Annotated in this window: 21 protein-coding genes, 1 tRNA gene and 1 pseudogene; 19 read left to right on the plus strand and 4 right to left on the minus strand. The window is 61.3% G+C overall.

The annotated features are described in order from the left end of the window. Positions 1–29: 29 nt before the first annotated feature. From CTT34_RS01240 to CTT34_RS01265, 6 genes are all read left to right on the plus strand, one after another. Complete coding sequence (locus CTT34_RS01240; RefSeq protein ID WP_159340701.1) at positions 30–3,521, plus strand: putative bifunctional diguanylate cyclase/phosphodiesterase; 3,492 nt, start codon at positions 30–32, stop codon at positions 3,519–3,521. 6 nt (positions 3,522–3,527) lie between these two features. Further along, positions 3,528–3,806, plus strand: coding sequence for a GIY-YIG nuclease family protein (locus CTT34_RS01245; RefSeq protein WP_159340702.1), 279 nt, complete (start codon positions 3,528–3,530; stop codon positions 3,804–3,806). 9 nt (positions 3,807–3,815) lie between these two features. Next, a complete protein-coding gene (locus CTT34_RS01250) occupies positions 3,816–4,859 on the plus strand; it encodes a histone deacetylase family protein (protein WP_159340703.1) in 1,044 nt (347 codons plus the stop codon). A gap of 109 nt (positions 4,860–4,968) precedes the next feature. Continuing rightward, entirely contained in the window at positions 4,969–5,355 is a 387-nt protein-coding gene (locus CTT34_RS01255; protein ID WP_159340704.1) for a hypothetical protein, read from the plus strand. A 32-nt stretch (positions 5,356–5,387) separates the two neighbouring features. Further along, positions 5,388–7,067 (plus strand): VRR-NUC domain-containing protein, encoded by a 1,680-nt coding sequence (locus CTT34_RS01260; protein WP_159340705.1) that lies wholly within the window; start codon positions 5,388–5,390, stop codon positions 7,065–7,067. Then, positions 7,064–9,322 carry an ATP-dependent DNA helicase gene (locus CTT34_RS01265; RefSeq protein ID WP_159343678.1) on the plus strand — a complete coding sequence of 753 codons (2,259 nt, stop codon included), beginning with the start codon at positions 7,064–7,066 and terminating at the stop codon, positions 9,320–9,322. The genes CTT34_RS01260 and CTT34_RS01265 overlap by 4 nt, the downstream gene beginning before the upstream one ends. Before the next feature lie 77 nt (positions 9,323–9,399). On the opposite strand, the gene CTT34_RS01270 is transcribed toward CTT34_RS01265, so the two are convergent. Then, positions 9,400–9,476: transfer RNA gene (locus tag CTT34_RS01270), tRNA-Pro, on the minus strand. A 104-nt stretch (positions 9,477–9,580) separates the two neighbouring features. Continuing rightward, positions 9,581–10,585, minus strand: a complete 1,005-nt coding sequence (gene ispB / locus CTT34_RS01275; protein WP_159340706.1) for an octaprenyl diphosphate synthase — start codon at positions 10,583–10,585, stop codon at positions 9,581–9,583. Between the two features lie 285 nt (positions 10,586–10,870). Here ispB and rplU point away from each other — a divergent pair, with 285 nt between their 5' ends. From rplU to proB, 4 genes are all read left to right on the plus strand, one after another. Then, a complete protein-coding gene (gene rplU, locus CTT34_RS01280) occupies positions 10,871–11,182 on the plus strand; it encodes a 50S ribosomal protein L21 (RefSeq protein WP_139527921.1) in 312 nt (103 codons plus the stop codon). Positions 11,183–11,212: 30 nt separating this feature from the next. Continuing rightward, on the plus strand, positions 11,213–11,470 hold the full coding sequence (rpmA, locus tag CTT34_RS01285) for a 50S ribosomal protein L27 (RefSeq protein WP_139527922.1): 258 nt from the start codon (positions 11,213–11,215) through the stop codon (positions 11,468–11,470). Positions 11,471–11,639: 169 nt separating this feature from the next. Next, the gene (gene cgtA / locus CTT34_RS01290; protein WP_159340707.1) at positions 11,640–12,830 is read left to right on the plus strand and encodes an Obg family GTPase CgtA; all 1,191 of its coding nucleotides are present in this window, start codon (positions 11,640–11,642) and stop codon (positions 12,828–12,830) included. Positions 12,831–12,869: 39 nt separating this feature from the next. Further along, positions 12,870–14,030 (plus strand): glutamate 5-kinase, encoded by a 1,161-nt coding sequence (gene proB, locus CTT34_RS01295; RefSeq protein WP_254436476.1) that lies wholly within the window; start codon positions 12,870–12,872, stop codon positions 14,028–14,030. 8 nt (positions 14,031–14,038) lie between these two features. Here the strand turns inward: proB and CTT34_RS01300 are convergent, their stop codons facing one another. Next, on the minus strand, positions 14,039–15,055 hold the full coding sequence (locus CTT34_RS01300; RefSeq protein WP_368026991.1) for a DUF1853 family protein: 1,017 nt from the start codon (positions 15,053–15,055) through the stop codon (positions 14,039–14,041). Positions 15,056–15,171: 116 nt separating this feature from the next. Here CTT34_RS01300 and CTT34_RS01305 point away from each other — a divergent pair, with 116 nt between their 5' ends. Then, positions 15,172–16,521: a Glu/Leu/Phe/Val family dehydrogenase gene (locus tag CTT34_RS01305; protein WP_159340708.1), complete on the plus strand. Its 1,350-nt coding sequence runs from the start codon at positions 15,172–15,174 to the stop codon at positions 16,519–16,521. 95 nt (positions 16,522–16,616) lie between these two features. Here CTT34_RS01305 and CTT34_RS01310 read toward each other — a convergent pair whose 3' ends face one another. Continuing rightward, positions 16,617–17,093: a PepSY domain-containing protein gene (locus CTT34_RS01310; protein WP_159340709.1), complete on the minus strand. Its 477-nt coding sequence runs from the start codon at positions 17,091–17,093 to the stop codon at positions 16,617–16,619. Positions 17,094–17,250: 157 nt separating this feature from the next. Between CTT34_RS01310 and CTT34_RS01315 the strand changes: the two genes are divergently transcribed. The 8 genes and pseudogenes from CTT34_RS01315 (at position 17,251) to phnE (ending at position 26,434) form a co-directional block, all read left to right on the plus strand. Next, the gene (locus tag CTT34_RS01315; protein WP_159340710.1) at positions 17,251–17,616 is read left to right on the plus strand and encodes a PepSY domain-containing protein; all 366 of its coding nucleotides are present in this window, start codon (positions 17,251–17,253) and stop codon (positions 17,614–17,616) included. Between the two features lie 54 nt (positions 17,617–17,670). After that, on the plus strand, positions 17,671–18,345 hold the full coding sequence (locus tag CTT34_RS01320; RefSeq protein ID WP_159340711.1) for a winged helix-turn-helix domain-containing protein: 675 nt from the start codon (positions 17,671–17,673) through the stop codon (positions 18,343–18,345). Next, positions 18,342–19,706: a sensor histidine kinase gene (locus CTT34_RS01325; protein WP_159340712.1), complete on the plus strand. Its 1,365-nt coding sequence runs from the start codon at positions 18,342–18,344 to the stop codon at positions 19,704–19,706. The genes CTT34_RS01320 and CTT34_RS01325 overlap by 4 nt, the downstream gene beginning before the upstream one ends. A 42-nt stretch (positions 19,707–19,748) precedes the next feature. Continuing rightward, positions 19,749–21,671: an alkaline phosphatase D family protein gene (locus tag CTT34_RS01330; protein WP_159340713.1), complete on the plus strand. Its 1,923-nt coding sequence runs from the start codon at positions 19,749–19,751 to the stop codon at positions 21,669–21,671. A gap of 119 nt (positions 21,672–21,790) precedes the next feature. Further along, positions 21,791–23,544: pseudogene (locus CTT34_RS01335) on the plus strand (EAL domain-containing protein). A 101-nt stretch (positions 23,545–23,645) separates the two neighbouring features. After that, positions 23,646–24,611, plus strand: coding sequence for a phosphate/phosphite/phosphonate ABC transporter substrate-binding protein (gene phnD / locus CTT34_RS01340; RefSeq protein ID WP_159340714.1), 966 nt, complete (start codon positions 23,646–23,648; stop codon positions 24,609–24,611). Between the two features lie 123 nt (positions 24,612–24,734). After that, a complete protein-coding gene (gene phnC / locus CTT34_RS01345) occupies positions 24,735–25,610 on the plus strand; it encodes a phosphonate ABC transporter ATP-binding protein (RefSeq protein ID WP_159340715.1) in 876 nt (291 codons plus the stop codon). Further along, entirely contained in the window at positions 25,607–26,434 is an 828-nt protein-coding gene (gene phnE, locus CTT34_RS01350; protein ID WP_159340716.1) for a phosphonate ABC transporter, permease protein PhnE, read from the plus strand. Before phnC ends, phnE begins: the two co-directional genes overlap by 4 nt. The last annotated feature ends 9 nt before the right edge of the window (positions 26,435–26,443 follow it).

Raw genomic sequence — 26,443 nt, forward strand, 5'->3', positions numbered from 1 at the left:
GAGGCCATAGAACGCAGAGGAGAGGCCGCGTGCCGCTAAATACTCGTGATCTTGCAGCCGAAACGCTGCTCTTAATCGTCTCGGCCACGCTGCTGCTGATGGGAAGTGCTGGCCTGCTAGTCGGGCTGGTGCTGCCTGAAACACTGCTCGGCCCCCTGCTGGTCCCCGATGCGTCGCTGGCCACGTTTCTGATAGGGGTGAGTTTGCTGGCAACGCTCTGTCAGTTGGCTTGGCTGCGACAACTGAGCGCCGCCGTGCTGGCTGTGCTGCTGCTCTATACGCTGCTACATAACGTGGTGGATGGTGGCGTCGCAACGTCACTGGTGAGTCAGGACGAGCGCATGACCACCCTAGCGGTGCTGATGCTCGGCTGGATGACTGCGTGTCTGTGGGTCGGCGTGGGCAGCCACTGGCGCCGAGTCTGCTGGCGAGCGTCTGGGGTCGGGCTACTGCTGTTCGGCGTTTGGGTGGTGGCGCGGCTATGGATGAGCGATGCAGAAGATCGGCCGCTGTTCAGCTCATCGCCCATTGCGGTGCTGGTCTTCATCGTGCTGCTGGGAGCCGCGCTGCTGGTCGCGGGCTGGCGACATCGCGCCGAGCGGCTGAGCCCTGGTAAGCTCACGGTCATGGTGGGGTTGGCGGGCGTGTTGGTGAGTAGTCTCGCGTGGTTACTGCTGAGCATGAACCAGCGTTCGACCATCGAGTTGCAAGCCAGTTATCTGCTGGATAACGTGCAGCTCAACGCGGAGCAGGCCATGTCAGAGCGTCTGCAGCTCATGCACCGTATGGCAGAGCGCCTGGGGAGTTTGCCTGACGAGCAGCGCACGACACTGCTCCAACAAGATGCCCAGAGCTATTTCCGCGATACCCTGAGTTTGAATGCCATCGCCCTGATCGATGCTCAAGGGGGGCTGATTTGGCGCCAGGGGCGTCAGCAGGGGCGCGATGGTTGGTTGGTAGGACAATTAGCCAAACCCAGCGTACAGGCGTGGCTGGCGGTGCCCTTTGATCGTCCGCGGCTGCTGATGCCCGATAGCGAGCAGCGCAGCATGATGCTGATGGCGCTTCCTGTGCCCAACCGAGCGCAGCAGCTGCTGGCGGCCATCGATTTGAGCGCGCTGCTCAACCATGAGTTAAGCCTGGCGCTGGGGCCGTTTCAGGTAGGCGTGAGCCGAGGCGAACAGCTGCTGATGATGTTGCACCCCTCGGGCTTCGCCGTGGAAGGCGTAGAATCCCCCGTGAACGCCTTGGCCAACCGGCTCACTGGCTTGCCTGGCGGCGTGAACTTAATGCTGACCGCGTATCCTGGGCAGCATCATAATTGGTACCTCTTGGGGGTGATGCCCATCAGTGTGGCCATGGGCGGCTTGGTGATGAGCTGGCTGCTGGCCTTTAGCGTGGGCGTCGTAGGGGCTACCATTGCCCGTACTCGGGAGCTGGCGGCGGCGCGTCACTCGTTGGAAGAGAACGAGCAGCGCTACCGCTCGCTGTTTGTGCACCACCCCGACGCCGTCTTTTCGCTGGATCAGCGCGGCTATTTCCAAACCGCCAATACCACCTGTGCCGATGTGACCGGCTACCCGTTGGACGAGGTCGTGGGGCGGCACTTCACCGATTTCATTGCTCCCCACGAGCGAGAGCGCATCAAAGCGCACTTCACGTATGTGCTTCAGGGAGGCATTAGCCGCTACGAAGTCACCATGACCGACCGGGAGGCCCAGCAACGCATTCTGGATCTGATCAGCCTGCCCGTCACGGTCAACGGGCACATCGAGGGGGTCTACTGTATCGCCCAGGACGTGACCGACAAGCGGCGTCAGCAGACGCGGCTTCGCACCCTGGAGCGCAGCGTGGAAGCGAGCGTCAACGGCGTACTGATCGCGGATGCCCGACAGCCTGACCTGCCCATCATCTACGCTAACCAAGCGTTTAGCACCATGACGGGGTACGCCCAGAGTGACGTGATTGGCCAAAACTGCCGTTTCTTGCAAGGGCCAGAGAGCGATCCCGCCATGGTCACCAAGCTACGGCGCGGGATTCAAGCGCAGCGCGAAACCCATGTCACGCTGTGCAATTACCGTAAGGATGGCACGCCATTCTGGAACGATCTTTATATTGCGCCCGTGCGAGACAGCGAAGGTCAGGTCACGCATTTCGTGGGCGTTCAGCACGATATTTCGCAGCACAAAGCCTATGAAGCGCGGCTGGCTTACCATGCCACCCATGACGACCTGACCCGTCTGCCCAACCGCATGATGTTCGAAGAGACCCTGCATAAGCAGTTTGCCGCCGCCCAAGGCAGCGGTGAGCGGATCAGCGTGCTGTTCGTCGATCTGGACGACTTCAAGCCCATCAATGATACCTTAGGGCATGCGGTAGGCGACCAAGTACTGATCGAAGTAGCCAAGCGGCTGCGGGCCGGGCTACGCCAGGAAGACACGGTCGCCCGCCTGGGGGGCGATGAATTCGTGCTGCTGATTACCAATACGGGCGACGAGCAGCAGGTCATCGAGGTGGTCGAGCGCTTGCTGCCCGCGCTCGCCAAACCCTACTGCCTGGAGGGCCATGAACTGTACCTGACCGCCAGCGTGGGGATTGCCATGAGCCAGCCCGACACGCCGCAGCCGCAAACGCTGATCCAGCAGGCGGACATGGCGATGTACAAGGCCAAGCAGCAGGGACGCAACGCGTACGCCTGGTTCAGTCACGACATCAATGCGCTGGCCAGCGAGCGAGTGAGCCTGCGCAATGACCTGCAAGAAGCGATCGACCACCAAGGCTTCGAGCTTCACTATCAGCCGCTGATGGATCGGCAAGGCAATATTGCCAGCGTGGAGGCGCTGCTGCGCTGGCCGCATCCCAGCAAAGGCTATGTCTCGCCGGCACGCTTCATTCCACTAGCGGAAGCCACCGGGCAGATCATGCCGATCAGCGAGTGGGTGCTGCAACGCGCTTGTCACGACATGCTGGCACTACAGCGCAGCGGCTTGGGCGCACTGCGCGTTGCGGTCAACCTGTCACCGCTACAGTTCCATCGTGACAGCTTCCTGGCCACGCTACGCCAAACCCTGGCCGATACCGGGCTGCCTGCCGAACAGCTCTCCCTGGAACTGACCGAAGGTATTTTGATGGATAACACCGCCTCCGCCATCGAGATTCTACATGCCCTTCGCGGTATGCAGGTCAGCGTCTCCATCGATGACTTTGGCACCGGCTACTCGAGCCTGAGTTATCTGAAGCATCTGCCCATCAGTACGGTGAAAATCGACCGCAGTTTCATTCACGAGCTGACCAACAGCAGCGATGATGCCGCCATCGTTCAAGGCATCATCTCCATGGCTCACCATTTGGGGCTGAGCGTTGTGGCCGAAGGGGTCGAGACCAGCGAGCAGCACCAGCGGCTGTTAAGCTATCACTGCGACGGCTTCCAAGGCTTCGGGTTGGCCAAGCCCATGCCCTTGGCGGAGCTCGAGCGCCTGCTGGCCGCTCAGCGAACGGCCACCACGCCCGTCAACCAATGAGTCATCATGGACAAGAGTTCGCCGCCCCAATGGTATCTCTACCTGCTAGAGTGTCAGCGGGGTACCTATGTGGGTATTACCAACAACCTCGCCAAGCGCTACCGCGCCCATGCGGCGGGTAAAGGCGCGCGTTATACCCGAGCGAATCCGCCGTTAGCCCTGCTCGGCGCGCAGCCGTTTGCCGACCGCGCTGAGGCCAGCCGAGCAGAGTATCGGCTAAAGCAGCAGTCACCCGATCAAAAACGCCGCTGGGCCGCCAAGTGGCCATATACGTATGAAGAGTAAGGAGCCTTGATGCTGACGTTTTTCTCCGAAGGCAGTCGCCGCCGCCAAGCACGCAGCGAGCTGCACGATGGTGCCTTGGTCACGCCCTTCGAGTGCCCGGAACGAATCGATTTGGTGCTGGCAGCCCTGCGCCAAGCGGCCTTGGAGGTGCGCGCGCCCAACGATTACGGCCTAGCGCCCGTGCTGGCGGTTCACGATGCCGAGTACGTCGCGTTCCTGGAAAACTGCTGGCAGGCATGGCAAGCGGCGGGGCATGCGGGGGAAGCAATTCCCAACATTTGGCCTGCACGAACGATGCGCGGCGACCGCATTCCCCAATCGGTGAGCGGCCAGTTGGGCTACTACGCCCTGGCTGCTGAAACCTCGATTACGGAAGGCACTTTTGCCGCTGCCTTGGCAAGTAAAGATACGGCGCTGGCGGCAATCGATCATACCCTCGCCACTGGCGAGCCGACCTTCGGCCTGTGCCGTCCGCCGGGCCACCACGCGGCGGTGGATCAATTCGGCGGCTACTGCTTCTTTAACAATGCCGCCATCGCCGCCCAGCGTGCGCTGGACGCTGGCAAGCGCCGTGTCGCGATTCTCGATGTGGATTTTCATCACGGCAACGGCACCCAGCAGATCTTCTATCGCCGTGACGACGTGCTGTTCGCCTCGCTCCACGGCGACCCTGACGTGACCTTCCCTTACTTTTCGGGCTACAGCGACGAAACCGGCGAAGGAGTAGGTGAAGGCTTCACGATCAATTACCCGCTGCCACCGGGCACCTCCGTTGCGACGTGGATGGCCGCGTTGGATGAGGCGCTGGCGCACATCCACAGAGCAGAGTGCGAGCTGCTGGTGGTATCGCTGGGTGTGGATATTTTTGAAGGTGACCCGATCAGCGCCTTTACCTTTCAACACGCCGACTTTATTGCGCTTGGGCAACGTCTTGCCGAGGCCGGGCTACCCTGCGTGTTTTTGATGGAAGGGGGCTATGCCGTTGAGGATATCGGGGTCAACGTGGTGAACGTCTTACAAGGGTTTGAAGAGGTCATGCAGGGCGCGAAATAAGGCATTAAGGTGACAGTTGCACGAAATTCGGGCAGTCTTATGCCTTTTTGGCCTATGCTATAGGTCGTTATCTCTTTTTTAATTTGATCGTTCAACGCGGGAGCGGCACGTGGCAGTTTACGGCGGTATTCAGGCACATGAAGTGGAGCGTTGGCTAAATGCCCTCACCAACGCGGCCTATGACCGACGCTGCCCGCTCACTAAAGTGCATGGGGGCAACGCCCGTGCCCGCACTGCCCGCCAGGATTTACTTCACCTGGCGACCGCGTTTCGAGGCGGCGAGCGCAGCCGCGACGCCGTTGCCGATGGCCTAAGCCGTTGGTGCCAGCACTATCTGACCGAAGCGGAGTGGTACGTGCTGGTAGGCGGGCGCAGGCCAGCTGCCCAAGCGAAGCCTGCCCCGCGTGTGAGCGAGCCATCCTCTGACACACCGAACGCCGACGAGCAAGCCGCTGACGATGCCTTGGAAGTGCTTTACCAACACCGCGTGGGTTAACCCACGACTGTTTGCACTGTTACAATGGATGCATGAACAGTGCCTCTGCCGCTCCGGCGACCGCCTCCCTCGATGATCCTTTCTACTACTTAGCGAATTTTCGCTTCGTGGTCGCGTGGGTGCAGGCGCGCCACGGTGATTTACTCAGTGCCGATGAGCATCACACGCTCCAGCAGTGGTCGCAGCTGCCCCGCGCTTCTCAAGCGCTGTTAGTGCGGATGGTGATGCGTAAAGGCGAGCTGTTCCGCGTGGATAAGCTCCGCTATCCCGAAATTGGCGATACTTATCAGGCGTTGGCGCCGCTAATGGCGCTTGGCTGGGTGGATGACGCGCCGCTGTTAAGCGTGGAGGAGCTGTTTCGGCTGCTGCGCTTAAGCGAGCTGCGCGACGCCCTGAAAGCCTCTATGAATTCCGTTGGGCTGCCGTCTAACGCCACCAAAACAGCGCTTCAGGCGGCGTTAACGCCGATGCTTACCGATGCACTGCCGCTGCGCCAGTGGTGGCCTGCCGCAACAACGCACATCGTGCGACTCAACGTCATGGCGCTGTGCGACCGCCTGCGGCTGATGTTCTTTGGCAACCTGCGTCAGGACTGGGCCGAGTTCGTGCTCACCGAGCTGGGTTTACAGCGTTTTGAACAAGTGCCGCTGACCGCCGATTCACGGGCGTTTCAGCATCGAGACAAGGTGGACACCTATCTGGCACTACACTACCTGCGCGAACGCCTAGAAAACGGTGAGCTGCCTGAACAGCTGGCTACAGAAGTGCCCGCGGCCTCCAACAACCGTTGGCTAGACGCACGCCGCTCGCGGCTGCTGCTTACCCTGGGGCAAACGGCGGAACGTAGCGGCAATACGGAGCTGGCGCTGTCGCTTTACGCCGAATCGACTAACAGCGAGGCGCGCATACGCAGGCTGCGAGTGTTGGAACGCCTGAAGCGCTATTCAGAGGCTTATGAACTCGCTCAGGCCGCGCGCGAGCAGGCGGGGGAGAGCGAAGCCCAAGCGCTGGGGCGCTTGTTGCCGCGCTTGGCGCGCAAGCTGAACCAGCCTGCCCCCCAGGCCGTGAAAGCCGCCGAGGCCCCGACCTACGTGCTGGAGCTTCCTGGCCCTCAATCGGTAGAGCGCGCCGTTGCCGAACACTTATCCACCGCCAGTGCTCCGGTGTTCTATGTGGAAAACGGCCTAATCACCGGGCTTTTTGGTCTGCTGCTCTGGCCAGCGATTTTCAAACCGCTGCCGGGGGCGTTTTTTCACCCGTTTCATAGTGGGCCTGCGGATTTGTACCGCGAGGACTTCGTTCGTCAGCGCCAAGCTGAGATCGACGCCTGCCTGGCGCAGCTAGACGACGGGCGCTACCGCGAGACGATGCGCGCGACTTGGCACGCGAAGCAGGGCATTACCTCGCCGTTTGTGCACTGGGGTGTCTTGAGCGAACCGCTGTTAACAGTCGCGCTTAGCTGCCTGCCCGCCGCGCATCTGCGCGCCTGCTTTATCCGCTTGCTGAGTGACCTAAAGCACAATCGGGCAGGCCTGCCGGATCTTATTCAGCTAATGCCCGATGCGCCCGCCGGGGAGCCTCGCTACCGTATGATCGAAGTGAAAGGCCCCGGTGACCGCCTGCAGGATAACCAGCGTCGCTGGATTGATTTCTTCTGCCGCCACGACATGCCGGTCGAGGTGTGTCACGTGCGCTGGCAGCCAACTTCATGAGCCGCTATCGGGTCGCAGTGCGTACGCTGTGCGACTTCACCGCACGCCAAGGCGACCTCGACCACCGTTTTACCCCCGCGCCCAGCGCCCAAGAGGGCATTGAAGGCCACGCGCTAGTGGCCAAACGTCGGGAAAACATAGCGGGCTACTTGGCCGAATTACCGCTCTCCGGCGAATATCAGGGGCTAAGCGTGGCGGGCCGCGCCGATGGCTTCGATGTGGCGGCGAATTGCGTTGAAGAGGTTAAAACCCATCGCGGTAGCCTGGCGCGTATGGCGGATAACCAGCGCGCACTGCACTGGGCCCAGGTGAAGGTATACGGCGCGCTGCTCTGCGCCGAGCGCGGCCTTTCGCACATCACGCTGGCGCTGGTGTACCTGGATATTGCCAGCGGTCAGGAAACGCGGCTGACCTTGGAGGCCAGTGCCACAGAGCTTGATGCGTTCTTTACCGACCAGTGCCAGCGCTTTTTAGCCTGGGCCGAGCAGGAGGCTGCCCACCGCGAACGCCGCGATGCGTGGCTCGCCACGCTGACCTTTCCCCACGTGGATTTTCGCCCAGGCCAGCGGGCGTTGGCGGAAGATGTGTTTAAAGCCGCCAGCACCGAACGCTGCCTGCTGGCCCAAGCGCCCACCGGCATTGGCAAAACCCTGGGCACGCTGTTTCCCATGCTCTCCGCGATGCCCCGCCAGCGGCTCGACCGCATCGCTTTTCTCACTATGAAAACCCCTGGCCGCCGCCTCGCGCTGAATGCCTTGGCGAGCCTAGATGCCCCCGCGCAGCCGTTGAGGGTGCTGGAACTCGTCGCCCGCGATAAAGCCTGTGAATACCCCGGCACCGCCTGCCAAGGTGATGCCTGCCCGTTAGCAAAAGGGTTTTACGACCGCTTGCCTGCCGCCCGCCAGGCAGCGGTGGAACAAAGTTGGCTAGCGCGCGATGCGCTGCGGCAGGTGGCGCTGGCGCATCAGGTTTGCCCCTACTACTTAGACCAGGAGCTGGCCCGCTGGGCGGATGTGGCGGTGGGGGATGTGAACCACTGGTTCGATAGCCACGCGCTGCTGCACGGGCTTGCCCAGGCCAACGACTGGCGAGTGGGGCTGCTGGTGGATGAGGCGCATAACCTGGTAGACCGTGCTCGCGGCATGTACAGCGCCGCGCTCTCCCAGCAGCGTTTGAGCTTCCTGCGCCGTCATTCCCCGCCCGCCTTAGCCAAGCCGCTGGCCCGCGTGGGCAGGCAGTGGCAGGCGCTCAATAAAGAGGCCGCCGAGCACTCAGAACGGCGTTACCACTTGCTAGAAGCGCTACCCACCAAGCTGGTGGGCGCACTGCATGCCCTGGCCGGGGCTATCTCGGATTATCTCGTGGAGCACCCCGACGGCGCGAATCAGGCACTCCAGGAACTGCTGTTCGAAGCGCTTGCATTCTGCCGCCTGGCGGAATCGTTCGGCGACCACTCGCTGTGCGATTTGGAGATTCAAGGCAAGGGAAGTGCGGTGCTTGGGTTACGCAATGTGATCCCGGCGGACTTTCTCGCCCCGCGCTTTAAGCGCGCTCACTGCACGGTGCTGTTTTCCGCCACGCTGTCGCCTTTCCATTACTACCGTAACCTGCTGGGCCTGCCCGAGCAGAGCGTATGGCGCGAGGTGGATTCGCCCTTTGTCGCCCGTCAGTTAGAGGTGCAGCTACGTACGGGCATTTCTACGCGCTATCATCATCGTGTTGCGTCGGTAATTCCCATCGTCGCTACGCTGGCAGAGCAGTACCGGCGCTCGCCGGGCCACTATTTAGCCTTTTTCAGCAGCTTTGCTTATCTAGAGCAGGTGATGCGTGTGTTTGAGCAGGCGCACCCTGAGATTCCGGTGTTTGCGCAAACTCGCAGCATGCAGGAGCCCGAGCGCGAGGCGTTTTTGGCGCGCTTTGCCCCCGGCGGTAAAGGCATCGGTTTTGCCGTGCTGGGCGGTGCCTTCGCGGAGGGAATCGACCTTCCCGGTGATCGGCTCATCGGCGCTTTCGTGGCGACACTGGGCCTGCCGCCCTTTAACGATTTCAACGAAGCGCTAAAAGCGCGCCTGCAAACACGTTTTGGCCAAGGTGATGACTACACTTATCGTATTCCAGGGATGATCAAAGTGGTGCAAGCCGCCGGGCGAGTGATCCGCAGCCCGGACGATGAAGGAGTGGTGGTATTGATGGATGACCGCTTTGCTCAAGCCAAGGTGCGCGCACTGCTGCCGCGCTGGTGGCACCTGGGCTGATCGCTCGGAAAATAGCAGCGCAAAAACAAAAACGGCCACTTGCTCTAGGAGCTAAGTGGCCGTTTTCACTAAATTCTTGGTCGGAATAGCAGGATTCGAACCTACGACCTCTGCCTCCCGAAGGCAGCGCTCTACCAAGCTGAGCTATATTCCGAAGGTTGCTAAGGCGTGCTCAACAACGGGACGAATCATACGCAGGCGAAGGGCTTTTTTCAAGCCCCTTTTGCGCTGTTTGTGCAGAGACGCCGTTCCCGGCGATTAGGCTTGGCGATCGACGGCCAAGCGGGCGAGTTGCGCCATGCTGTCGCGGTAGGTGCTGGCTGGCAGGGCGTCGAGTTCAGCCAGCGCTTTGTCCGCCATCTCTTCTGCCCGAGCACGGGTGTACTCGAGGGCGCCGGTGGCCTGGATGATCGCGAGTACGTCGTCTAGCTGCTCGAGACCGCCTTTACGAATCACCTGACGAATCAGCTTGGCTTGCTCGGGGGTGCCACGCTCCATGGCGTGGATCAGCGGCAGCGTGGGCTTGCCTTCGGCCAAGTCATCACCAACGTTTTTGCCCATGGCCGTGGCGTCGCCCTGGTAGTCCAGCAGGTCGTCGATCAGTTGGAAAGCCAGGCCCAGGTAGCGGCCGTAATGCTGCAGGGCGCGCTCCTGTTCGGGCGTGGCCCCGGCGAGCACTGCGCCGCTATGGGAGGCGGCTTCGAACAGCATCGCGGTTTTGCCCTGAATCGTTTCGAAGTAATCCGCCTCGGAAATGCTGGGGTTGCCAATGTTGGTCAACTGCAGCACTTCGCCTTCCGCAATCACGCAAGTCGCGCCGGAAAGGATCGCCATGATACGCATGGAGCCAACGTCGACCATCATCTGGAACGAGCGGGAGTAGAGAAAATCGCCCACAAGCACCGAAGGCGCATTGCCCCAGGCGTCGTTAGCGGTTTTCTTGCCACGGCGCATGTGCGACTCGTCCACCACGTCGTCGTGCAACAGCGTGGAGGTGTGCATGAACTCGATCAGCGTGGCGAGTGTGATGTGCTTGTCGCCCTCATAGCCCAACGAACGGGCCGCCAGCAGCACCAGAAGCGGGCGCAGACGCTTACCGCCGCTTTCGATGATGTACTGGCCAATGGTTTCCACCAGCGGCACTTTAGAGTTGAGCTGAGCGACGATCGTCTGGTTGACGGCGTCAAAGTCATCGGCCACCACGGCGTGCAGCGGTGAGGGCGAAGGGCTGGCAGGCGGGGTTGGAGAGACGTTGGCTGTCATGGGTTCCGTTCATCGCGGCGGGTAAGAAGAGTGAGGTCATGCTATGGGGCTGCCTGTAAGGCGTCAAGGCGTAGCGCCATGGGGGCGGCATGCCGGTGATTGACAAGTACCGGTGGCCTTGTGGTAAGGCGCGATAGTCGTTATAATCCGCGACCCACTCATCATGCTCCCTGTCAGATGGTTGCCAAAAGGGGCGCCACTCGCAGCAGGTCGATAAGAGCGGAAGGCGATGAGCGTTGGTTACGCGGGGCGTAACCGGCATTAACGACAAGTCCGGAGAGCGACATGTACGCAGTTATCAAAAGCGGTGGCAAACAGTACCGCGTTCAAGAAGGTCAGACCCTCAAGCTCGAGAAAATCGAAGTCGCTACCGGCGAAACGATTGAGTTTGATGAAGTGCTGCTGGTTGCAGACGGCGACGACGTCAACGTTGGTGCTCCGCTGGTAAGCGGTGCCAAGGTTTCCGCCGAAGTTGTTTCCCACGGCCGTGGCGACAAAGTCACCATCATCAAATTCCGCCGCCGGAAGCACCACATGAAGCGTCAGGGCCACCGTCAGTGGTTCACTGAAGTCAAAATTACCGGAATTTCTGCGTAAGCAGCCAATTCCCTTTAGGAGGATTTTGCAATGGCACATAAAAAGGCAGCCGGCTCCACGCGTAACGGTCGCGATTCCGAATCCAAACGCCTTGGTGTGAAACTGTACGGTGGCCAAGCGGCAACCGCTGGTAACATCATCGTTCGTCAGCGCGGCACGCGTTTCCACGCCGGCACTGGCGTGGGCGTTGGTCGTGACTACACGCTGTTCGCACTGAACGATGGCGTCGTGAAGTTCGAGACCAAAGGTCCGAAGAACCGTAAATTCGTCAGCATCGTATCTGCCTAAGCAGCCTAGGTTGCTTTGTGTAAGTGCTCTTGTGTCACTTACGCAGTGCGAAGATGACGAAAAAAAGCCCCGCCATGGCGGGGCTTTTTTGTCTTTTCGATCCCTTTTGCCCGCATGAGGCGGGTGGGGATAGTGCAGTGAGGGCGGCGGAAGCGGCCGGGAGAATCCAATGCAGTTCGTCGATGAAGCCTCGATCATTGTTGAGGCAGGTAAAGGCGGCAATGGCTGTCTGAGCTTTCGCCGCGAGAAATATGTGCCCAAAGGTGGCCCCGATGGTGGCGATGGCGGCCACGGTGGCAGCGTCTACCTGATTGGTGATGACGCGCTCAACACCTTGATCGATTTCAAATTTCAGCGCTTCTACAAAGCTGAAAACGGGCAGGGCGGTATGGGCCGCCAGATGAGCGGTAAAGCCGGGGAAGACTTGCACGTCAAAGTGCCGGTGGGCACCACGGTGATCGATGAAGACACCCTCGAGGTGATTGCCGACGTGACGGAAATCGGTCAGGTCGTGCTGGTGGCCGAAGGCGGTCGCCGTGGGTTGGGAAACATTCACTTCAAATCCTCCACCAACCGTGCACCGCGCCGTACCACGCCGGGCACCGAAGGCGACCGTCGTAACCTGCGCCTGGAAATGAAAGTGATGGCGGATGTGGGCCTGCTCGGCATGCCCAACGCCGGTAAGTCGACGCTGATTCGGTCGGTGTCGGCGGCCAAGCCCAAAGTGGCCAACTACCCGTTCACTACGCTGGTGCCGAACCTGGGCGTGGTGAAGCTGGGTATGCATGAGCACTTTGTAATGGCCGACGTACCGGGGCTGATTGAAGGTGCCTCCGACGGCGCTGGCCTAGGGCTGCGCTTCTTGAAGCACCTGACCCGCACGCGGCTGCTGTTCCACGTGGTCGATGTGGCGCCGTTCGATGAGTCTGACCCGGTGGAAGCGGCGCAGGCGATTATTCACGAGCTTGGTCAGTTCTCTCCAGCGCTCTCCGAGCGGCCCCGCTGGCTGGTGCTGAACAAGTTCGATCTGCTGCCGGAAGAGGAGCGCGAGGCGCGCGCCCAAGCGATTATTGATGCGCTGAACTGGGATGGCCCCGTCTTCCGCATTTCGGCGATCAGCAGTGAAGGCACCGATAAGCTGGTGCAGGCCGCTTACCGCTGGCTCACCGAGCAGCAGCGTTTGGAAAACGAAGACGAAGAGGCCCATGCCCGCGAGCAGGAGATGCGTCGCCGCATGGAAGAGGAGTCGGTGGCCCGTACCGAGGCCCGCCTTGGCCGTCGTCGTAAGCGCGATGATGAAGAAGACGATGACGATTTCGACGACGATGATTACGATGTCGAAGTGGAGTACGCCCCGTAAGCCAGCGGCGTACTAGCTAGGATGAAACGCGTGAGCGCAATGGCGTGGGAGAGTCGCGACGTGGAACACAACGAGCAGTTGCCAGGCCGTGAGGCGCTGAGTAGCGCCCGCCGGGTAGTGGTCAAAATTGGCAGCGCGCTGCTTACTAATGATGGTCGCGGGTTGGATGAAGCGGCCATCGGCGGCTGGGTGGATCAAATCGCCGCCCTGCATCAGCAGGGGAAAGAGGTGGTGCTGGTCTCCTCCGGTGCAGTGGCAGCCGGCATGGTACGCCTAGGCTGGCAGGCGCGCCCTAGCGCCGTGCACGAGCTTCAGGCGGCCGCCGCCGTGGGCCAAAATGGCCTGACCCAGTGCTACGAGCAGCACTTTGCCCGTCACGGCATGCTCACCGCGCAGATTCTGCTTACCCACGACGACCTCTCCAACCGCAAGCGCTACCTGAACGCGCTCTCGGCGCTGCGCACGCTGGTCGAGATGCGCGTGGTGCCGGTCATCAACGAAAACGATACCGTCGTCACCGACGAGATCCGCTTTGGCGATAACGACACCCTCGGCGCGTTGGTGGCGAATCTGCTGGAAGCCGATGCGCTGCTGCTGCTCACCGACCAGGAAGGCCTGTTCGATGCCGACCCCCGCCATAATCCTGACGCCACGCTGATTGCTGAGGGGCGTGCTGACGACCCCCGCTTGGCCGCCGTGGCGGGCGGCGGCGGGGCGCTGGGCCGGGGGGGGATGAGCACCAAGGTGCGTGCTGCCCAGCTCGCGGCGCGCTCCGGCGCGGTGACCGTGATTGCCAGCGGCCGCCAGCCGGAGGTGATCACTCGCGTCATGGGGGGCGAAGCGCTCGGCACGCTGCTGCGTCCGGATCAAGCGCCGATGGCGGCGCGCAAGCGCTGGCTGGCGGGACAGCTTCAGGTGCGCGGTACGCTGGTGCTGGATGCGGGTGCGGTCAACGTGCTGCGCGACAAAGGCTCCAGCCTGCTGGCGGTGGGCGTGCGTGACGTGCAGGGCAGTTTCAAGCGCGGCGACATGGTGCTGTGTGTGGACGAGCAGGGCGCTCGCGTGGCCAAGGGATTGGTCAACTACGGCGCTGACGAAGCCCGCCAGCTAGCGGGCCAGCCAAGCCATCAGATCGAAGCCATCCTTGGTTACGTGGAAGCCCACGAACTGATCCATCGCGACAATCTCGTGGTGGTTTAGACGGCGGGTTAGCCACGCCGCTTCGGCGGTAGCGGTACCTGGCGCGGCCAGTCGTCGGGTACCACCATCAGCCGCGTTAGCGGTCTCTCCTGGCCACTATTTTCTTGGCAACTCTCTTCCCGGCAGTTCTCTTCTTCCTGTGGGTCGTACAGCATTACTTGCTGCGGCCCGTAGCGGTTGATCTGCGCCATCACGTCCGCCATCTGCGCTTGGGCGGGGCCAAATGCGTCGAGCATTGGCGGCGCTAACCAGTGGGGCTTTTCCAGCCAGGCGATCTGAAGCGCCGTGCTGTAGCGTTCGGCCACGCTGGGCCAAGCGTGTTGATAGCACCACCACCCCCGCCGATGCTCGGCGGTTGCGCCGGTTGGTGGTGGCAGTGCGACATGCCAGGGGTAAAACAGTACGCCGGGCATGGCAAGCCGTTGGGTGAGCCGTGCGCTGAACGTCGCGGACTCCGAGATGTCTCTGGGCGTTAGCCAATGCGCCATGGCGGCCTTTGCAGGGGCCGTGCGGGAGAGCGGCAGCTGGTGGTGCAGAAGGTGACCGCACTTCAACGCCAAACTATCCAAGCCGCCGGGGCCAATCCAGCGGCTTTGGCTGGTGGGCTCTCCCGGCCCGTCCGGCAGGCCGAGATAAAATTTGATGGCCACTTCTAAATGAATGGGGGAGGGGAGATCCCGCGTGCGGTAGAGCAAGTCCAGCTCTCCCAAGGTGTTGCGGCGCTGGGTGATGCGTAGGTTGTTGGCCAGTAGGCGAGTATTAGGGGCGTTATCCAGTAACAGCTGCCAAAGCCGTTCATGGTAGTGGCCCATGCGCGTGGTCAGCTTGCCATCTAGGGCTTGCACCCTGGGTAGCAGGGTGTCGAGCCACTTATGCTGCTCCTCTGCTAAGCCCAGCGCGGAACGTGTGGGGCGGCCTGGGTAATCGCCAAGGGTCACCAAATCTGGTGTGACGATGAGCCACGCCATATCGCGCAGCACCGCATGGTGAATCCCATCGCTGACACCTTCGGCGGAGGTCGTCAAAAGTCTCTCCTATCAACCGGCCCGATATACGACTGAGTTAGCCGCTTGCTGCTACGCTAAACACATTACCTCGCGATGCCAATAAAATCCCCTAGATACACGCAAAGGAGTGTTGCATGGGCAGTGCCAAATTGAAAAAGCAAAAATCTAAAGCGAAGAAATCCTCGGCGAAAACGTCCACCACCAATGCGCCGCAGCGGCTAACCCCCGAGACGGGCGCCGCGCTGTTCGAAGATGCCCGCTCACGGCTTGAAGCGGTCTTCAACGCGCTGGCGATTCATCCCGATGCCCAGGCCCGGTTGATGCAGCCCAGCCTCTCGCTGCAAGTGAGTGTACCGGTGCGCATGGACGATGGCAGTTTGAAGGCGTTTCCCGCCTGGCGAGTGCAGTACGACACCAGCCTCGGCCCGGCCAAGGGGGGCGTGCGCTTTCACCCCGATGTGAATCAGCATGAAGTGACCACTTTGAGCTTTTGGATGGCGGTGAAGTGTGCCGTGGTGGGCCTGCCCTATGGCGGCGGCAAAGGCGGCGTGCAGGTGGATGCCAAGGCGCTTTCTTCGTTAGAGCGCGAGCGCTTGGCGAGGGGCTATATTCGCGCTATTGCCGACATCATGGGGCCAGACCGAGACATTCCCGCACCGGATGTGAATACCGATGCCACCGTCATGGGTTGGATGATCGATGAGTATGAGCAGATTCGGCGCGCCCAGGCGCCTGCTGCCATCACCGGGAAACCGCTATCGCTTGGCGGCTCGCCGGGGCGTGTCGAGGCCACGGGGCGCGGAGCGCTCACCGTATTGGATTTATGGGCCGAGCGCGAAGGGCGCAAGCCCGAGGAGACCACGCTGGCCGTGCAAGGGTTTGGCAATGCGGCCTTCCATTTTGCGCGCTTGGCAAGCCAGCGTGGCTACAAGGTGGTTGCGGTCTCCGACTCCAGCGGTGCGATCTACCATGCCGATGGGCTCGATGTCGCGGCGGCGAAGGAGGACAAGAAGCAGCATGGCAAGCTGTCAAAAAGCCAGCAGGGCAAGGCCATGTCTGGAGATGACTTGTTGACCCTGGAGGTCGATGTGCTGGTGCTCGCCGCGCTGGAAAATCAGCTGCATCGCGACAACGTGGGCGAGGTGAAGGCAGGCGCGGTGCTTGAAATTGCCAATGGGCCGCTCACTAGCGATGCGGATGCGGCGCTGGAAAAACGCGGCGTGCCGGTGCTGCCCGATGTGCTGGCGAATACCGGCGGCGTCATCGTGAGCTATTTCGAGTGGCTGCAAAACCGTGCGGGCGAAACCTGGCAGGAAGAGGAGGTCAATCAGCGTCTGGATCGCCGACTCGGCGATGAGGCCAAGCGGGTGCTGATGAGGGCGGAGGAGGAGCAGATCACCTATCGTCAGGCTGCTTACCGGCAAGGTATCGAGCGCATTGCAGCGGCGATCATGGCTCGAGGGAACTGCCAAGACTGCCGCTAATGAGCGACGCAACGCAAGCGGCGGGCCCGAGGGCCCGCCGCTGTGTCAGTGCTGGCACACTGCCATGCTAACTGACATGTGGATCGCTTGAGTGATCAGTCGCGATCCATTTGGGTGACGTCGAAGGAGCCCTGACGCAGGCTCAACTCCAGCTCGCGGCCGTTCTGCTCACGACCCTCGACCTCGATGATGCCGCTCTTATCGATATCGATGCTTTCGAATTCGGTCATGCCTTCCTGGCGGGCAGCATCAAGTGCTTGGCGGACGTCCTCTTCACTCATACCCCAGGCGCCGGTAATCAGACGCTTGCGCTCTTCTTGCAGGCTTTCGCCGTTATCGATGGAGAAATCCACGTCGGCGTACCATTCGTCATCCAGCCAACCTTCCACTTCCACGCGGCCACGGTCGTCCACGTTGATCTCTTCGATGTGGCTGAACCCATAGTCGTTGGCGTAGGTCAGAATGTCATCGATCCGGTCCAACGGCTGCGTGTCGGCTTGGGCGCTGCCCGCTGAGGCGGCCAGGAGAAGCGCAGAGGTCGGGATCAGCAGCATTTTTTTCATAGCGTTCATATCAAATTCCTTCTTTGCTTAGTGAATGCATTGCCGGATGATGCCTAACGAAGGTCAGTCAGCGAATGCGACAGGGTATTTATATCACCGGGGGTCTTTCCTAAACCTGACAAAGCCGTTCATCTAGCGTTCATGTTGCCTTTGGCATCCTAGTCTTATGAAAACGACGTCTCTCCTCTCACTCAAGCAGTTACCCTGGCAGCGGCTCCCTTTGACAGGGGGGCTGGCGCTACTGCTGGTGCTCGTATTGATGGGTAGTGCGACCGGTGACCAGCACTGGGAGGCGCTGCATGGCGAAGTGCGGCGAGGCGACGTGGTTCCCCTGGATACCATTCTCGACTGGCTCGACGCCCACTACATCGGCGACGTGTTGGAGGTCGAAATCGAGCGCGACGATGGGCTGGTCGAGTATGAAATCAAGCTGCTAGGCCCCCAAGGCCAGGTCGTCGAGTTCGAGTTCGATGGCCAGAACGGCCAGCTCATGCAAATCGAAGGCGTGCGCATCCGCGACATGCAGCGTTGATACGGTTACCTGCAATATCCCGTCTTTACTGAGTGTATTCATAAGGGTGTGTTGATGAAGTGTTTACTGGTAGAGGACGACCAGGCGCTTGCCCGCGAGCTGAGCCAAGCGCTGCAAGATGGCGATTGGATCGTCGAGCGTGCGGAGAACGGCCAGGAAGCGGACTTTTTGGTGCGCACCGAAGCGTACGATACGGTCATTTTGGATATCGGCCTGCCCGATGGTGACGGCACCCGTTGGCTCTCTTCCTGGCGGGAGGATGGCATCGACCTTCCCGTGCTGATTTTGACCGCCCGCGAACGGTGGGCCGATAAAGCCGCTGGCTTTACCGCCGGTGCCGATGACTACGTCACCAAACCTTTCGAACCCGCCGAAGTGCTGTTTCGCCTGCGGGCCTTGGTGCGCCGTACCCATGGCCATGCGCACCCGGTGCTCAAAGTGGGCGAGCTTAGCCTGGATACCCACACGCAGCATGTCACCTTGGTGGGCAGGCCGGTGAGCTTGACCGCTCAGGAAACCCGTCTCTTGAGCTACCTGATGCACGCCTCTCCTCGGGTCGTCAGCCGTAGCGAGCTGTCCGAGCACGTGTACGACCGTGACCACGAACCCGACTCCAATGTGATCGACGTTCAGGTTAGCCGTCTGCGTCGCAAGCTGGGCGCGTGGCGCATCGCAACGCTGCGTGGCCAGGGGTACCGCCTGCTAGCCGATGAGCCAAGCGATTCATGAGCGCCAACGTCGTTACTTGGAGCCAGCGCTGGGCTAACCGCTCCATCACCCTACGTCTGCTGCTGGCGGTGCTGCTCATGGTGCTGCTGGCACTCCCCGTGGCCGGCTGGCTGTTGTCCCATCACTACCGTGCCTCTGCGGTCAACGCGTTCGATGAACGGCTGGAAGCGACCCTCAACGTGGTCATTGCGGGGGTGACTTACGACCCGCTCACCGAGCAGCTCCACTACGAGCGCGCGCTGGGTGACCCGCGTTTCGACCACGTGTACTCAGGCTGGTATTGGCAGATTACCGACGATGCGAACCACTCGGTCACGTCGCGGTCGTTATGGGATCAGCGCTTGCCGGTACTGGAGAGCGAGCGAGTGACCGCCCGCACGCTGCCAGGCCCGCGTGGCCAGCAGCTACGCGTCGTAGAGCGCGATATCTATTTGGGCGCGCTGGAGACGCCGCTGCACGTGAGCGTCGCCGCACGTGACGACGACTTGCGCGAAGACGTTCGGGCTTTTCAGCAGATGCTGTGGCTGGGACTGTTAGGCCTGGGTGCGCTGCTGCTAGGCGTGCTGGCACTACAAGTGCGTTGGGGACTCGCGCCGCTGCGGCGCATGAACGCCAACTTACGTGATGTAGAGCAGGGGCGGGTAGAGCAGCTGGATACTCGTTTGCCTGACGAGCTGGCCACGCTGGCTACATCCATGAACGCCGTGCTGGCCCGCGATCAGCGGCTCATCGAACGGGGCCGCCACACGGCAGGCAACTTGGCCCACGCCCTCAAAACACCGATCAGCGTCATGCGGCTGTTGGCCAAACAGCTACCCAGCGAGAGCCGCAGTGCCTGGGAAGCCGAGCTGTCGCGTATCGATAGCGCCGTGCGTCACCACTTGGCGCGGGCTTCCGCTGCAGGCGAGGGCGTGCGCTTTGCCCCAGTAGCACTACAAGAGACGCTATCGCCGCTCATCAACGGGCTTGCCCGGCTCGCGCAGCGCCGTCATATTACGCTGCGTCAAACTGTAGATAGCGGCGTGCGGGTGCATATGGACGGTCAGGACCTGCAGGAGATGGTGGGTAACCTGCTGGACAACGCCCTGCGCTGGGCCAACAGCGATGTGCATATCCGCCTGCAGGCACAGGGGAACACGCTGCGGTTGGTGGTGGGCGATGACGGCCCCGGTATGACCCCGCAGGAGTGCCAGGCAGCGGTCCAGCGCGGCAAGCGGCTGGATGAACAGCGCTCTGGCAGCGGATTGGGATTAGCCATCGTGACGGACCTCGTCACGCTTTATCATGGCCAGATGCGCCTTCAGCGCGCCGAGTCTGGCGGTTTAGAGGTAGTCATTGAACTGCCTGTGGTCGCTACTTAACGAGCTTAAGAGCGATGCAACACACAGCACAGAGGGTGTGAAATGACACAAATCGCCACGACGTTACCCGACGTACTGGTCGGGCCTTTGCTGCGTCGGCTCTCGCCGTCGCGGCTCATTTTATGGCTGGTAGCGACCCGTCCGCTGACCATGCAGCTCGTGCTGAACCCCGAGCAAGAGGAGCAGCAGACCCACGCGTTAGACAACGCCCGCCAGTGCGTGGCGATTGGACGGCATGCTTACATTCACTGTATCGACCTTTCGCTGCCCGCTGCGCTGCCCACCGATACCCGTATTGCCTACGACCTGCAGGTACAAAGCACTGACGGAGCGTGGCAACCCCTGCCGGAGTGGGCACCGTGGCTATGCCACGATGGCTATGACTACCCAGGCTTTGTGTTGGCCTCTCGCCACCACCGTTTGATGCACGGCTCCTGCCGTAAACCCCATCACGACAGCGCCGATGGCCTAGTGCGGGCTGATCACTGGATAGCCGAGCGCCAGGAGTCTCCTACCGAGTGGCCCGCATGGCTGCTGATGACCGGCGACCAAGTGTACGTGGATGACGTGGCAGGCCCCATGCTGCGGGCGGTGCATGCGCTGATCGCCCGCCTGGGGCTGGTGGATGAGCTGCTTGAGGGCGCTACCGTCGATGACAGCCAAGCGCTGTATAACGCCCCGGAAAGCTACTATCACCGAGAGGCGCTGCTGCCGGATGTCACCAGCAATGCGGCGCTGCGTGAGCGCTTTTTTGGCGGCGTCAAAAAGCCGGTATTCACCTCGGCGAACGCCCAGAATCACCTGATGACGCTGGCCGAGATGCTCGCCATGTACTGCCTGGTGTGGTCGCCCACGCCGTGGCAGGTGATTGCCTATGACGCCCCGGTGTTAGGCGACAAAGAGGCCGAGGCTTATCGAGAAGAGCAGGCGATCATTGAAGCCTTTGTAGAGGGCCTGCCTCAGTGCGCGCGGCTGATGGCCCACGTGCCCAGCCTGATGATTTTTGATGACCACGATGTGACCGACGACTGGAACCTGACCGCCGACTGGGAGCGCTGCGCCTACGGCCACCCGTTCTCCAAACGCATCATCGGCAACGCGCTGGTGGCGTACCTGCTCTGCCAGGGCTGGGGCAATGCGCCCGATAAACTTAACCCGTTGCTCCACCAGGCGATCACCCTGTTTGACGATATCGGCCCGCTGAACCCTAGCGCCCAGGATGCTCTCATCGAGCGGCTGCTGCGCTTTCAGGGCTGGGAGTTTCAAGTGCCGGGCACGCCCGCGCTCATCGTGCTGGACACCCGCACGCGCCGCTGGCGCAGCGAGCGCAGCCCCAGTCGCCCATCGGGCTTGATGGATTGGGAAGCGCTGATGGAGATGCAGCAGGCGCTGCTGGGCACAAAGAGCGCCGTGATCGTCTCGCCTGCGCCCATGTTTGGCGTCAAGCTGATCGAAAGTATCCAAAAACTTTTCACCCTGGCGGGCAAGCCGCTGGTGGTCGACGCCGAGAACTGGATGGCGCACCGGGGCGCGGCCAACGTGCTGCTGCATATCTGGCGGCACTCCAAAACCCCCGGTAACTACGTGATCCTCTCAGGGGACGTTCACTACTCCTTTGCCTACGACATCGTCGTGCGCCGCCAGAAGCGGGCGCCACAGCTCTGGCAAATCACGTCGAGCGGGGTGAAGAACACCTTCCCCAAACAGCTGCTGAATACCTTTGACCGCCTGAACCGCTGGCTCTACGCGCCGCTGTCGCCGCTTAACTGGTTCACCAAGCGGCGCAAGCTCAGCATCTACCCCCGCGATCCAGACCAGGCCAGCGCCGGAGAGCGGTTGTGGAACGCCAGTGGCATCGGTTTGGTGAGCCTGGACGAGCAGGGCAAACCAACGGATGTTCGCCAGCTCGATGCCAGTGGGGGCGACGTGGTCTTTCCGCCACCGAAAGTGCCTATCGACCCGTAAAGAACCGCTGGCTGTCATACAATTGTCATCACAATAACGCAGGCTTGCTGCCCTAGAACCTTCCTCATGGAGCGTTACAAATCATAGGGATAGTAGACGTTTGATAGGGCAGCAGGCATATGACCGCACAAGAAGCGCAGTGGCTAAATCAAATTATTGCGGCAGAAGAGCTGCACGTGCTGTTCCAACCCATCGTGGACGCCAATCAGCAGGCCATTTACGGCTATGAAGCGCTGATTCGCGGGCCAAAAACGTCCCCGCTGCACTCTCCCCTGCGGTTATTCGATGTGGCGACCCAGGCGGGCCTGCTGGTCGAGCTGGATCTTCTGTGTCGGCGTCTCGCCATTCGTCGGTTTGCCGAGCTCGAACTGCCGGGACTGCTGTTTCTCAACGTGATGCCGTTGACCATCGTGGAGCGTGATTTCCGCGAAGGGCTGACGATGAGCTTCATCCAAGAGAGCGGCCTGCCCCCTGAGCGCGTGGTCATCGAGTTGACCGAACACGTGCCGATTCATGACTACGAACTGATGCGTCAAGCGGTGGACCACTACCGAGACATGGGCTTTCAGGTCGCGTTGGATGACTTGGGGGCCGGGCACTCCAGCCTGCGCCACTGGTCAGAGCTGCGGCCCGACTTCGTCAAGCTCGACCGCCACTTCATCTCAGGGATCGACAAAGAGCCTGCCAAACGGGAGTTTTTGCGCTCCATTTTGGACGTGGCGCGCAGTCTCGACTGCCAGCTCATCGCCGAAGGCGTTGAAACGGCCGCTGAACATCTCTGTTTATGGGAGCTAGACAGAGGCCTTGCGCTGCTGCAAGGTTTCTACTTCGCTCGGCCAAGCCTTCAGCCTCCCATGCAGCTCAATACGCTCCTGCCTGCCACGACCCAGCTCAAAAGCCCGGCGGGTCGCACCGCGCACTCCATTTTACGCCCGATCGAGAGCGTTTCGGCGAGCTGTTCGGTACCCACGCTGGCCGAGCGCTTTCGCGGGGACCCGCGGCTGCGCTGCGTGGCGGTGATCGAAGCGGGTGTTCCCGTGGCGGTGGTGCGCCGCAATGCCTTCCTCACGCTGTTCACCAACCAGTACAGCCACGCGCTGTATGCCAAGCGCTGCGTGCTGGAGATCGCCGATCCTAAAATGATCGTGGCGGATGCGGAACTCTCCCTAGAGGCGCTGAGCCAGCAGCTCACCGACAGCCGCGACATCGAACAGGAGGATTTCGTCATCGTCGATGGCGAGGGGCAGTACCTGGGGATGGGCAATATCGTCGATCTGCTGCGTGAGATTACCGCGATTCAAGTGCGCCAAGCGCGCCACGCCAATCCACTCACCGGGCTACCCGGCAATATTCTGATCAACGAAACCTTGGCTTCGTATTTATCCCAAGGCAGCGGCTTCGCGGCAGCCTACGTGGATTTGGATAACTTCAAGGCGTTTAACGACGCCTACGGCTATGCCCGCGGCGACCACGTGATCATCTCACTGTCCCGATTGCTGCAGGCGCAGGTGGAGAGTGCCGGCGGCTTTATCGGCCATATTGGCGGCGACGATTTCATGATGTTACTGCCGCTGGAACACTGGGAAAGCGTCTGCCAGCAGATTCTCCACTCTTTCGAAGTGATGGCGCCTGGCTTTTACGAGGAGAGTGACCGTCTTCAGGGGGGATCTCCATCGAAAGCCGCCAGGGCGGCGTGACATTCTTCCCCTTCGTCAGCGTCTCGATTGCCGTCAAGCCGATTACCGACCCCGCTCCCTGCAAGGCGCTGGATATCGCTGCGCAGCTCTCGGAGCTGAAGCATCAGGCCAAGAAAATCGCCGGCAACAGCCTGTTCGTGGAGCGGCGCGGCTGCTGCGTGGGCGGCGACTGTTAGTCGTCACGGATTCGTCACCTAGGCGTCATGAGAGTGTCCCGAGGCTGTCACATCGGCTCGCCACTATGGCGTTAACACTTTTTAACTCGCTTAGGTGATGCATGCATACTCTCTCTTTCTCTCGTACGCTGTTGAGCGCCGCCGTTGCGGGCGCGTTTGCACTGGCAGCGGTCACTGCCTCTGCTGATCTCTCTTCGCGCTACATGGACAACGACGGCGACATGATCGCCGACGTGCCCAGCGATGAGTCGCAGTGGGTCGATCCGGATACGCTGGTATTTGCTTACACGCCGGTTGAAGATCCGGCCGTGTATGCCGACGTTTGGGCCGATTTCCTGGATCACCTGAGCGAAGCCACTGGTAAAAACGTCCAGTTCTTCCCGGTGCAGTCCAACGCTGCCCAGCAGGAAGCGCTGCGCGCTGGTCGCCTCCACGTGGCGGGCTTCAACACGGGCGGTGTGCCGGTGGCAGTCAACTGCGGTGGCTTCCGCCCCTTCGCCATGATGGCGGCGGAAGACGGCAGTTTCGGCTACGAGATGGAAATCATCACCTACCCCGATAGCGGTATCGAGTCGGTGGAAGACTTAGCCGGTCGTCAGCTGGCGTTTACCTCCGAAACGTCCAACTCCGGTTTCCGCGCGCCTTCCGCGCTGCTGCGCTCCGAGTACGGTCTGGAAGCGGGCGAAGATTTCGAGACCGCCTTCTCTGGCTCTCACGACAACTCTATCCTGGGCGTAGTGAACAAAGATTACGACGCCGCTGCCATTGCCAACTCCGTGGCCAAGCGCATGCTGTCACGCGATGTGGTGAGCGAAGGCGATTACAACGTCATCTACACCTCGGAAACCTTCCCCACCACGGCCTATGGTCTGGCGCACAACCTGAGCCCGGAGCTTGCCGAGCAGATTCAGGATGCGTTCTTCAGCTACGACTGGGAAGGCACACCGCTGGAAGCCGAGTTTGCCAACTCCGGTGAAGCTCAGTTCATTCCGATCACCTACCAAGAGAACTGGTCAGTGATCCGTACCATCGCCGATGCTAACGGTGTGACGTACGACTGCGACTAATCCATCGGTCGTTCCATGATTTTCTCGGCCAGGAGGGCGACCTCCTGGCCGAGCCGCTATGTAGCCATTAGAGACGTGCTTGTGAACACAGGCACGGACGCATAAGAGATTGAGGCATCCTCCATGTTGACACTCACCGGCGTTGGCAAGCGTTACCCGACCGGCGACCGCGCGCTGACCGATATCCAGCTCTCGCTGCCGAAAGGGCAGGTTATGGCACTTATTGGCCCGTCTGGCGCGGGAAAGAGCACGTTGATCCGCTGCGTGAATCGCTTGGTAGAACCCACCCAAGGCAGCATTCGACTGGAAGACGTGGAGCTGACGAAACTCTCAGGCAGCCGCCTGCGCCATGCCCGCCGCTCCGTGGGGATGATTTTCCAAGAGTACGCCCTGGTGGACCGCCTGAGCGTAATGGAGAACGTGCTCTCTGGTCAGCTGGGCTATGTAGGGTTCTGGCGCAGTTTTTTACGCCGCTACCCGCAGGAAGCCGTGGCAGAAGCGTTTCGCTTGCTTGAGCGTGTAGGCCTGCCCCACGCGATTGATAAGCGCGCTGATGCGCTCTCGGGTGGCCAGCGCCAGCGGGTGGGCATTGCTCGAGCGCTGCTGCAAAGCCCCAAACTGCTGCTGGTGGATGAACCCACCGCGAGTCTGGACCCTAAAACCTCTCGCCAAATCATGCGCTTGATTCGCGAGCTGTGCGCCGAGCGCGAGCTGGCCGCCATCATTAATATTCACGATGTGGCGTTGGCCCAGCAGTTTGCCGATCGCATTGTCGGGCTGCGTGCAGGGGAGATCGTTTTCGACGGTAAGCCCAGCGATCTGACCAGCGAGATGTTGACGACTATTTACGGCGAAGAGGATTGGGACACCACCCCTGAGCCTGCCGATGACGACGAGGAGGAGAGGAGCGGCACGACGTCTCATGCCGCGTCGCCGCAGGCAGCCACAGCACCACATGCGCCGCGCCAGAACCGCTTAGCGAGTGGAGGCGCGCAATGAGCACGAGGGACGCTCAAGCTCGCCAGCAGGCCGCCCGCCAAGGCCAGTGGCGTCGGCTGCCGCTGATAGAGAGTCGCCGCCTGCGTTGGGCGCTGGCGCTGGGTTGCGTGGTGTACCTGATGCTGGCGCTGGCATCGGTGGAAGTGAACTGGGCGCGGGTGGCGGAAGGTGCCGGGCGTGCGCTGAACTTTCTCGGCGCGTTTTTGCAGCCGGACTTCGTCAGCCGTCAAAACGATATTCTGGCGGGATTGATGGAAAGCCTGACCATGACGCTGACCTCGACGGTGATCGGCGTTCTGCTGGCCATCCCGGTGGGGCTAGGGGCTGCGCGCAATATCGCCCCCTTACCCATCTACGCGGTATGTCGGGCCATCATCGCCGTCTCGCGCACCTTTCAAGAGGTGATCATTGCCATTCTGTTCGTGGTGATGTTCGGCTTTGGCCCCTTTGCGGGCATGCTCACATTGGCCTTCGCTACCATCGGCTTTATGGCCAAGTTGCTGGCAGAAGATATCGAAGACCTCGACTGGAAACAGGTGGAAGCCGTGCGCGCCACCGGGGCGAGCTGGTGGCAAACCATGAACCACGCCGTGCAGCCGCAGGTGATGCCGCGGTTGATCGGGCTTTCTATGTATCGGCTGGATATCAATTTCCGCGAGTCATCGGTGATCGGCATTGTCGGGGCGGGAGGGATTGGCGCGACGCTCAACACCTCGCTCAGCCGCTATGAGTACGGCACCTCGGCCGCCATTCTGCTGATCATCATCGCCATCGTGCTGATGAGTGAGTACGCCTCCAGCCATGTGCGTCGCTGGACGCAGTAGCGCGCCGTC

The sequence above is a fragment of the Halomonas meridiana genome (assembly GCF_009846525.1).
Lineage (GTDB): Bacteria > Pseudomonadota > Gammaproteobacteria > Pseudomonadales > Halomonadaceae > Vreelandella.

Coding starts and splice junctions, on each gene's coding strand:
- CTT34_RS01265 (WP_159343678.1), top strand. CDS start 7,064: ATGAGCCGCTATCGGGTCGCAGTGCGTACGCTGTGCGACTTCACCGCA.
- CTT34_RS01305 (WP_159340708.1), top strand. CDS start 15,172: ATGGGCAGTGCCAAATTGAAAAAGCAAAAATCTAAAGCGAAGAAATCC.
- cgtA (WP_159340707.1), top strand. CDS start 11,640: ATGCAGTTCGTCGATGAAGCCTCGATCATTGTTGAGGCAGGTAAAGGC.
- ispB (WP_159340706.1), bottom strand. CDS start 10,585: ATGACAGCCAACGTCTCTCCAACCCCGCCTGCCAGCCCTTCGCCCTCA.
- CTT34_RS01325 (WP_159340712.1), top strand. CDS start 18,342: ATGAGCGCCAACGTCGTTACTTGGAGCCAGCGCTGGGCTAACCGCTCC.
- phnE (WP_159340716.1), top strand. CDS start 25,607: ATGAGCACGAGGGACGCTCAAGCTCGCCAGCAGGCCGCCCGCCAAGGC.
- CTT34_RS01315 (WP_159340710.1), top strand. CDS start 17,251: ATGAAAACGACGTCTCTCCTCTCACTCAAGCAGTTACCCTGGCAGCGG.
- CTT34_RS01320 (WP_159340711.1), top strand. CDS start 17,671: ATGAAGTGTTTACTGGTAGAGGACGACCAGGCGCTTGCCCGCGAGCTG.
- CTT34_RS01250 (WP_159340703.1), top strand. CDS start 3,816: ATGCTGACGTTTTTCTCCGAAGGCAGTCGCCGCCGCCAAGCACGCAGC.
- phnD (WP_159340714.1), top strand. CDS start 23,646: ATGCATACTCTCTCTTTCTCTCGTACGCTGTTGAGCGCCGCCGTTGCG.
- CTT34_RS01245 (WP_159340702.1), top strand. CDS start 3,528: ATGGACAAGAGTTCGCCGCCCCAATGGTATCTCTACCTGCTAGAGTGT.
- rpmA (WP_139527922.1), top strand. CDS start 11,213: ATGGCACATAAAAAGGCAGCCGGCTCCACGCGTAACGGTCGCGATTCC.
- CTT34_RS01260 (WP_159340705.1), top strand. CDS start 5,388: ATGAACAGTGCCTCTGCCGCTCCGGCGACCGCCTCCCTCGATGATCCT.
- CTT34_RS01310 (WP_159340709.1), bottom strand. CDS start 17,093: ATGAACGCTATGAAAAAAATGCTGCTGATCCCGACCTCTGCGCTTCTC.
- proB (WP_254436476.1), top strand. CDS start 12,870: ATGGCGTGGGAGAGTCGCGACGTGGAACACAACGAGCAGTTGCCAGGC.
- phnC (WP_159340715.1), top strand. CDS start 24,735: ATGTTGACACTCACCGGCGTTGGCAAGCGTTACCCGACCGGCGACCGC.
- rplU (WP_139527921.1), top strand. CDS start 10,871: ATGTACGCAGTTATCAAAAGCGGTGGCAAACAGTACCGCGTTCAAGAA.
- CTT34_RS01330 (WP_159340713.1), top strand. CDS start 19,749: ATGACACAAATCGCCACGACGTTACCCGACGTACTGGTCGGGCCTTTG.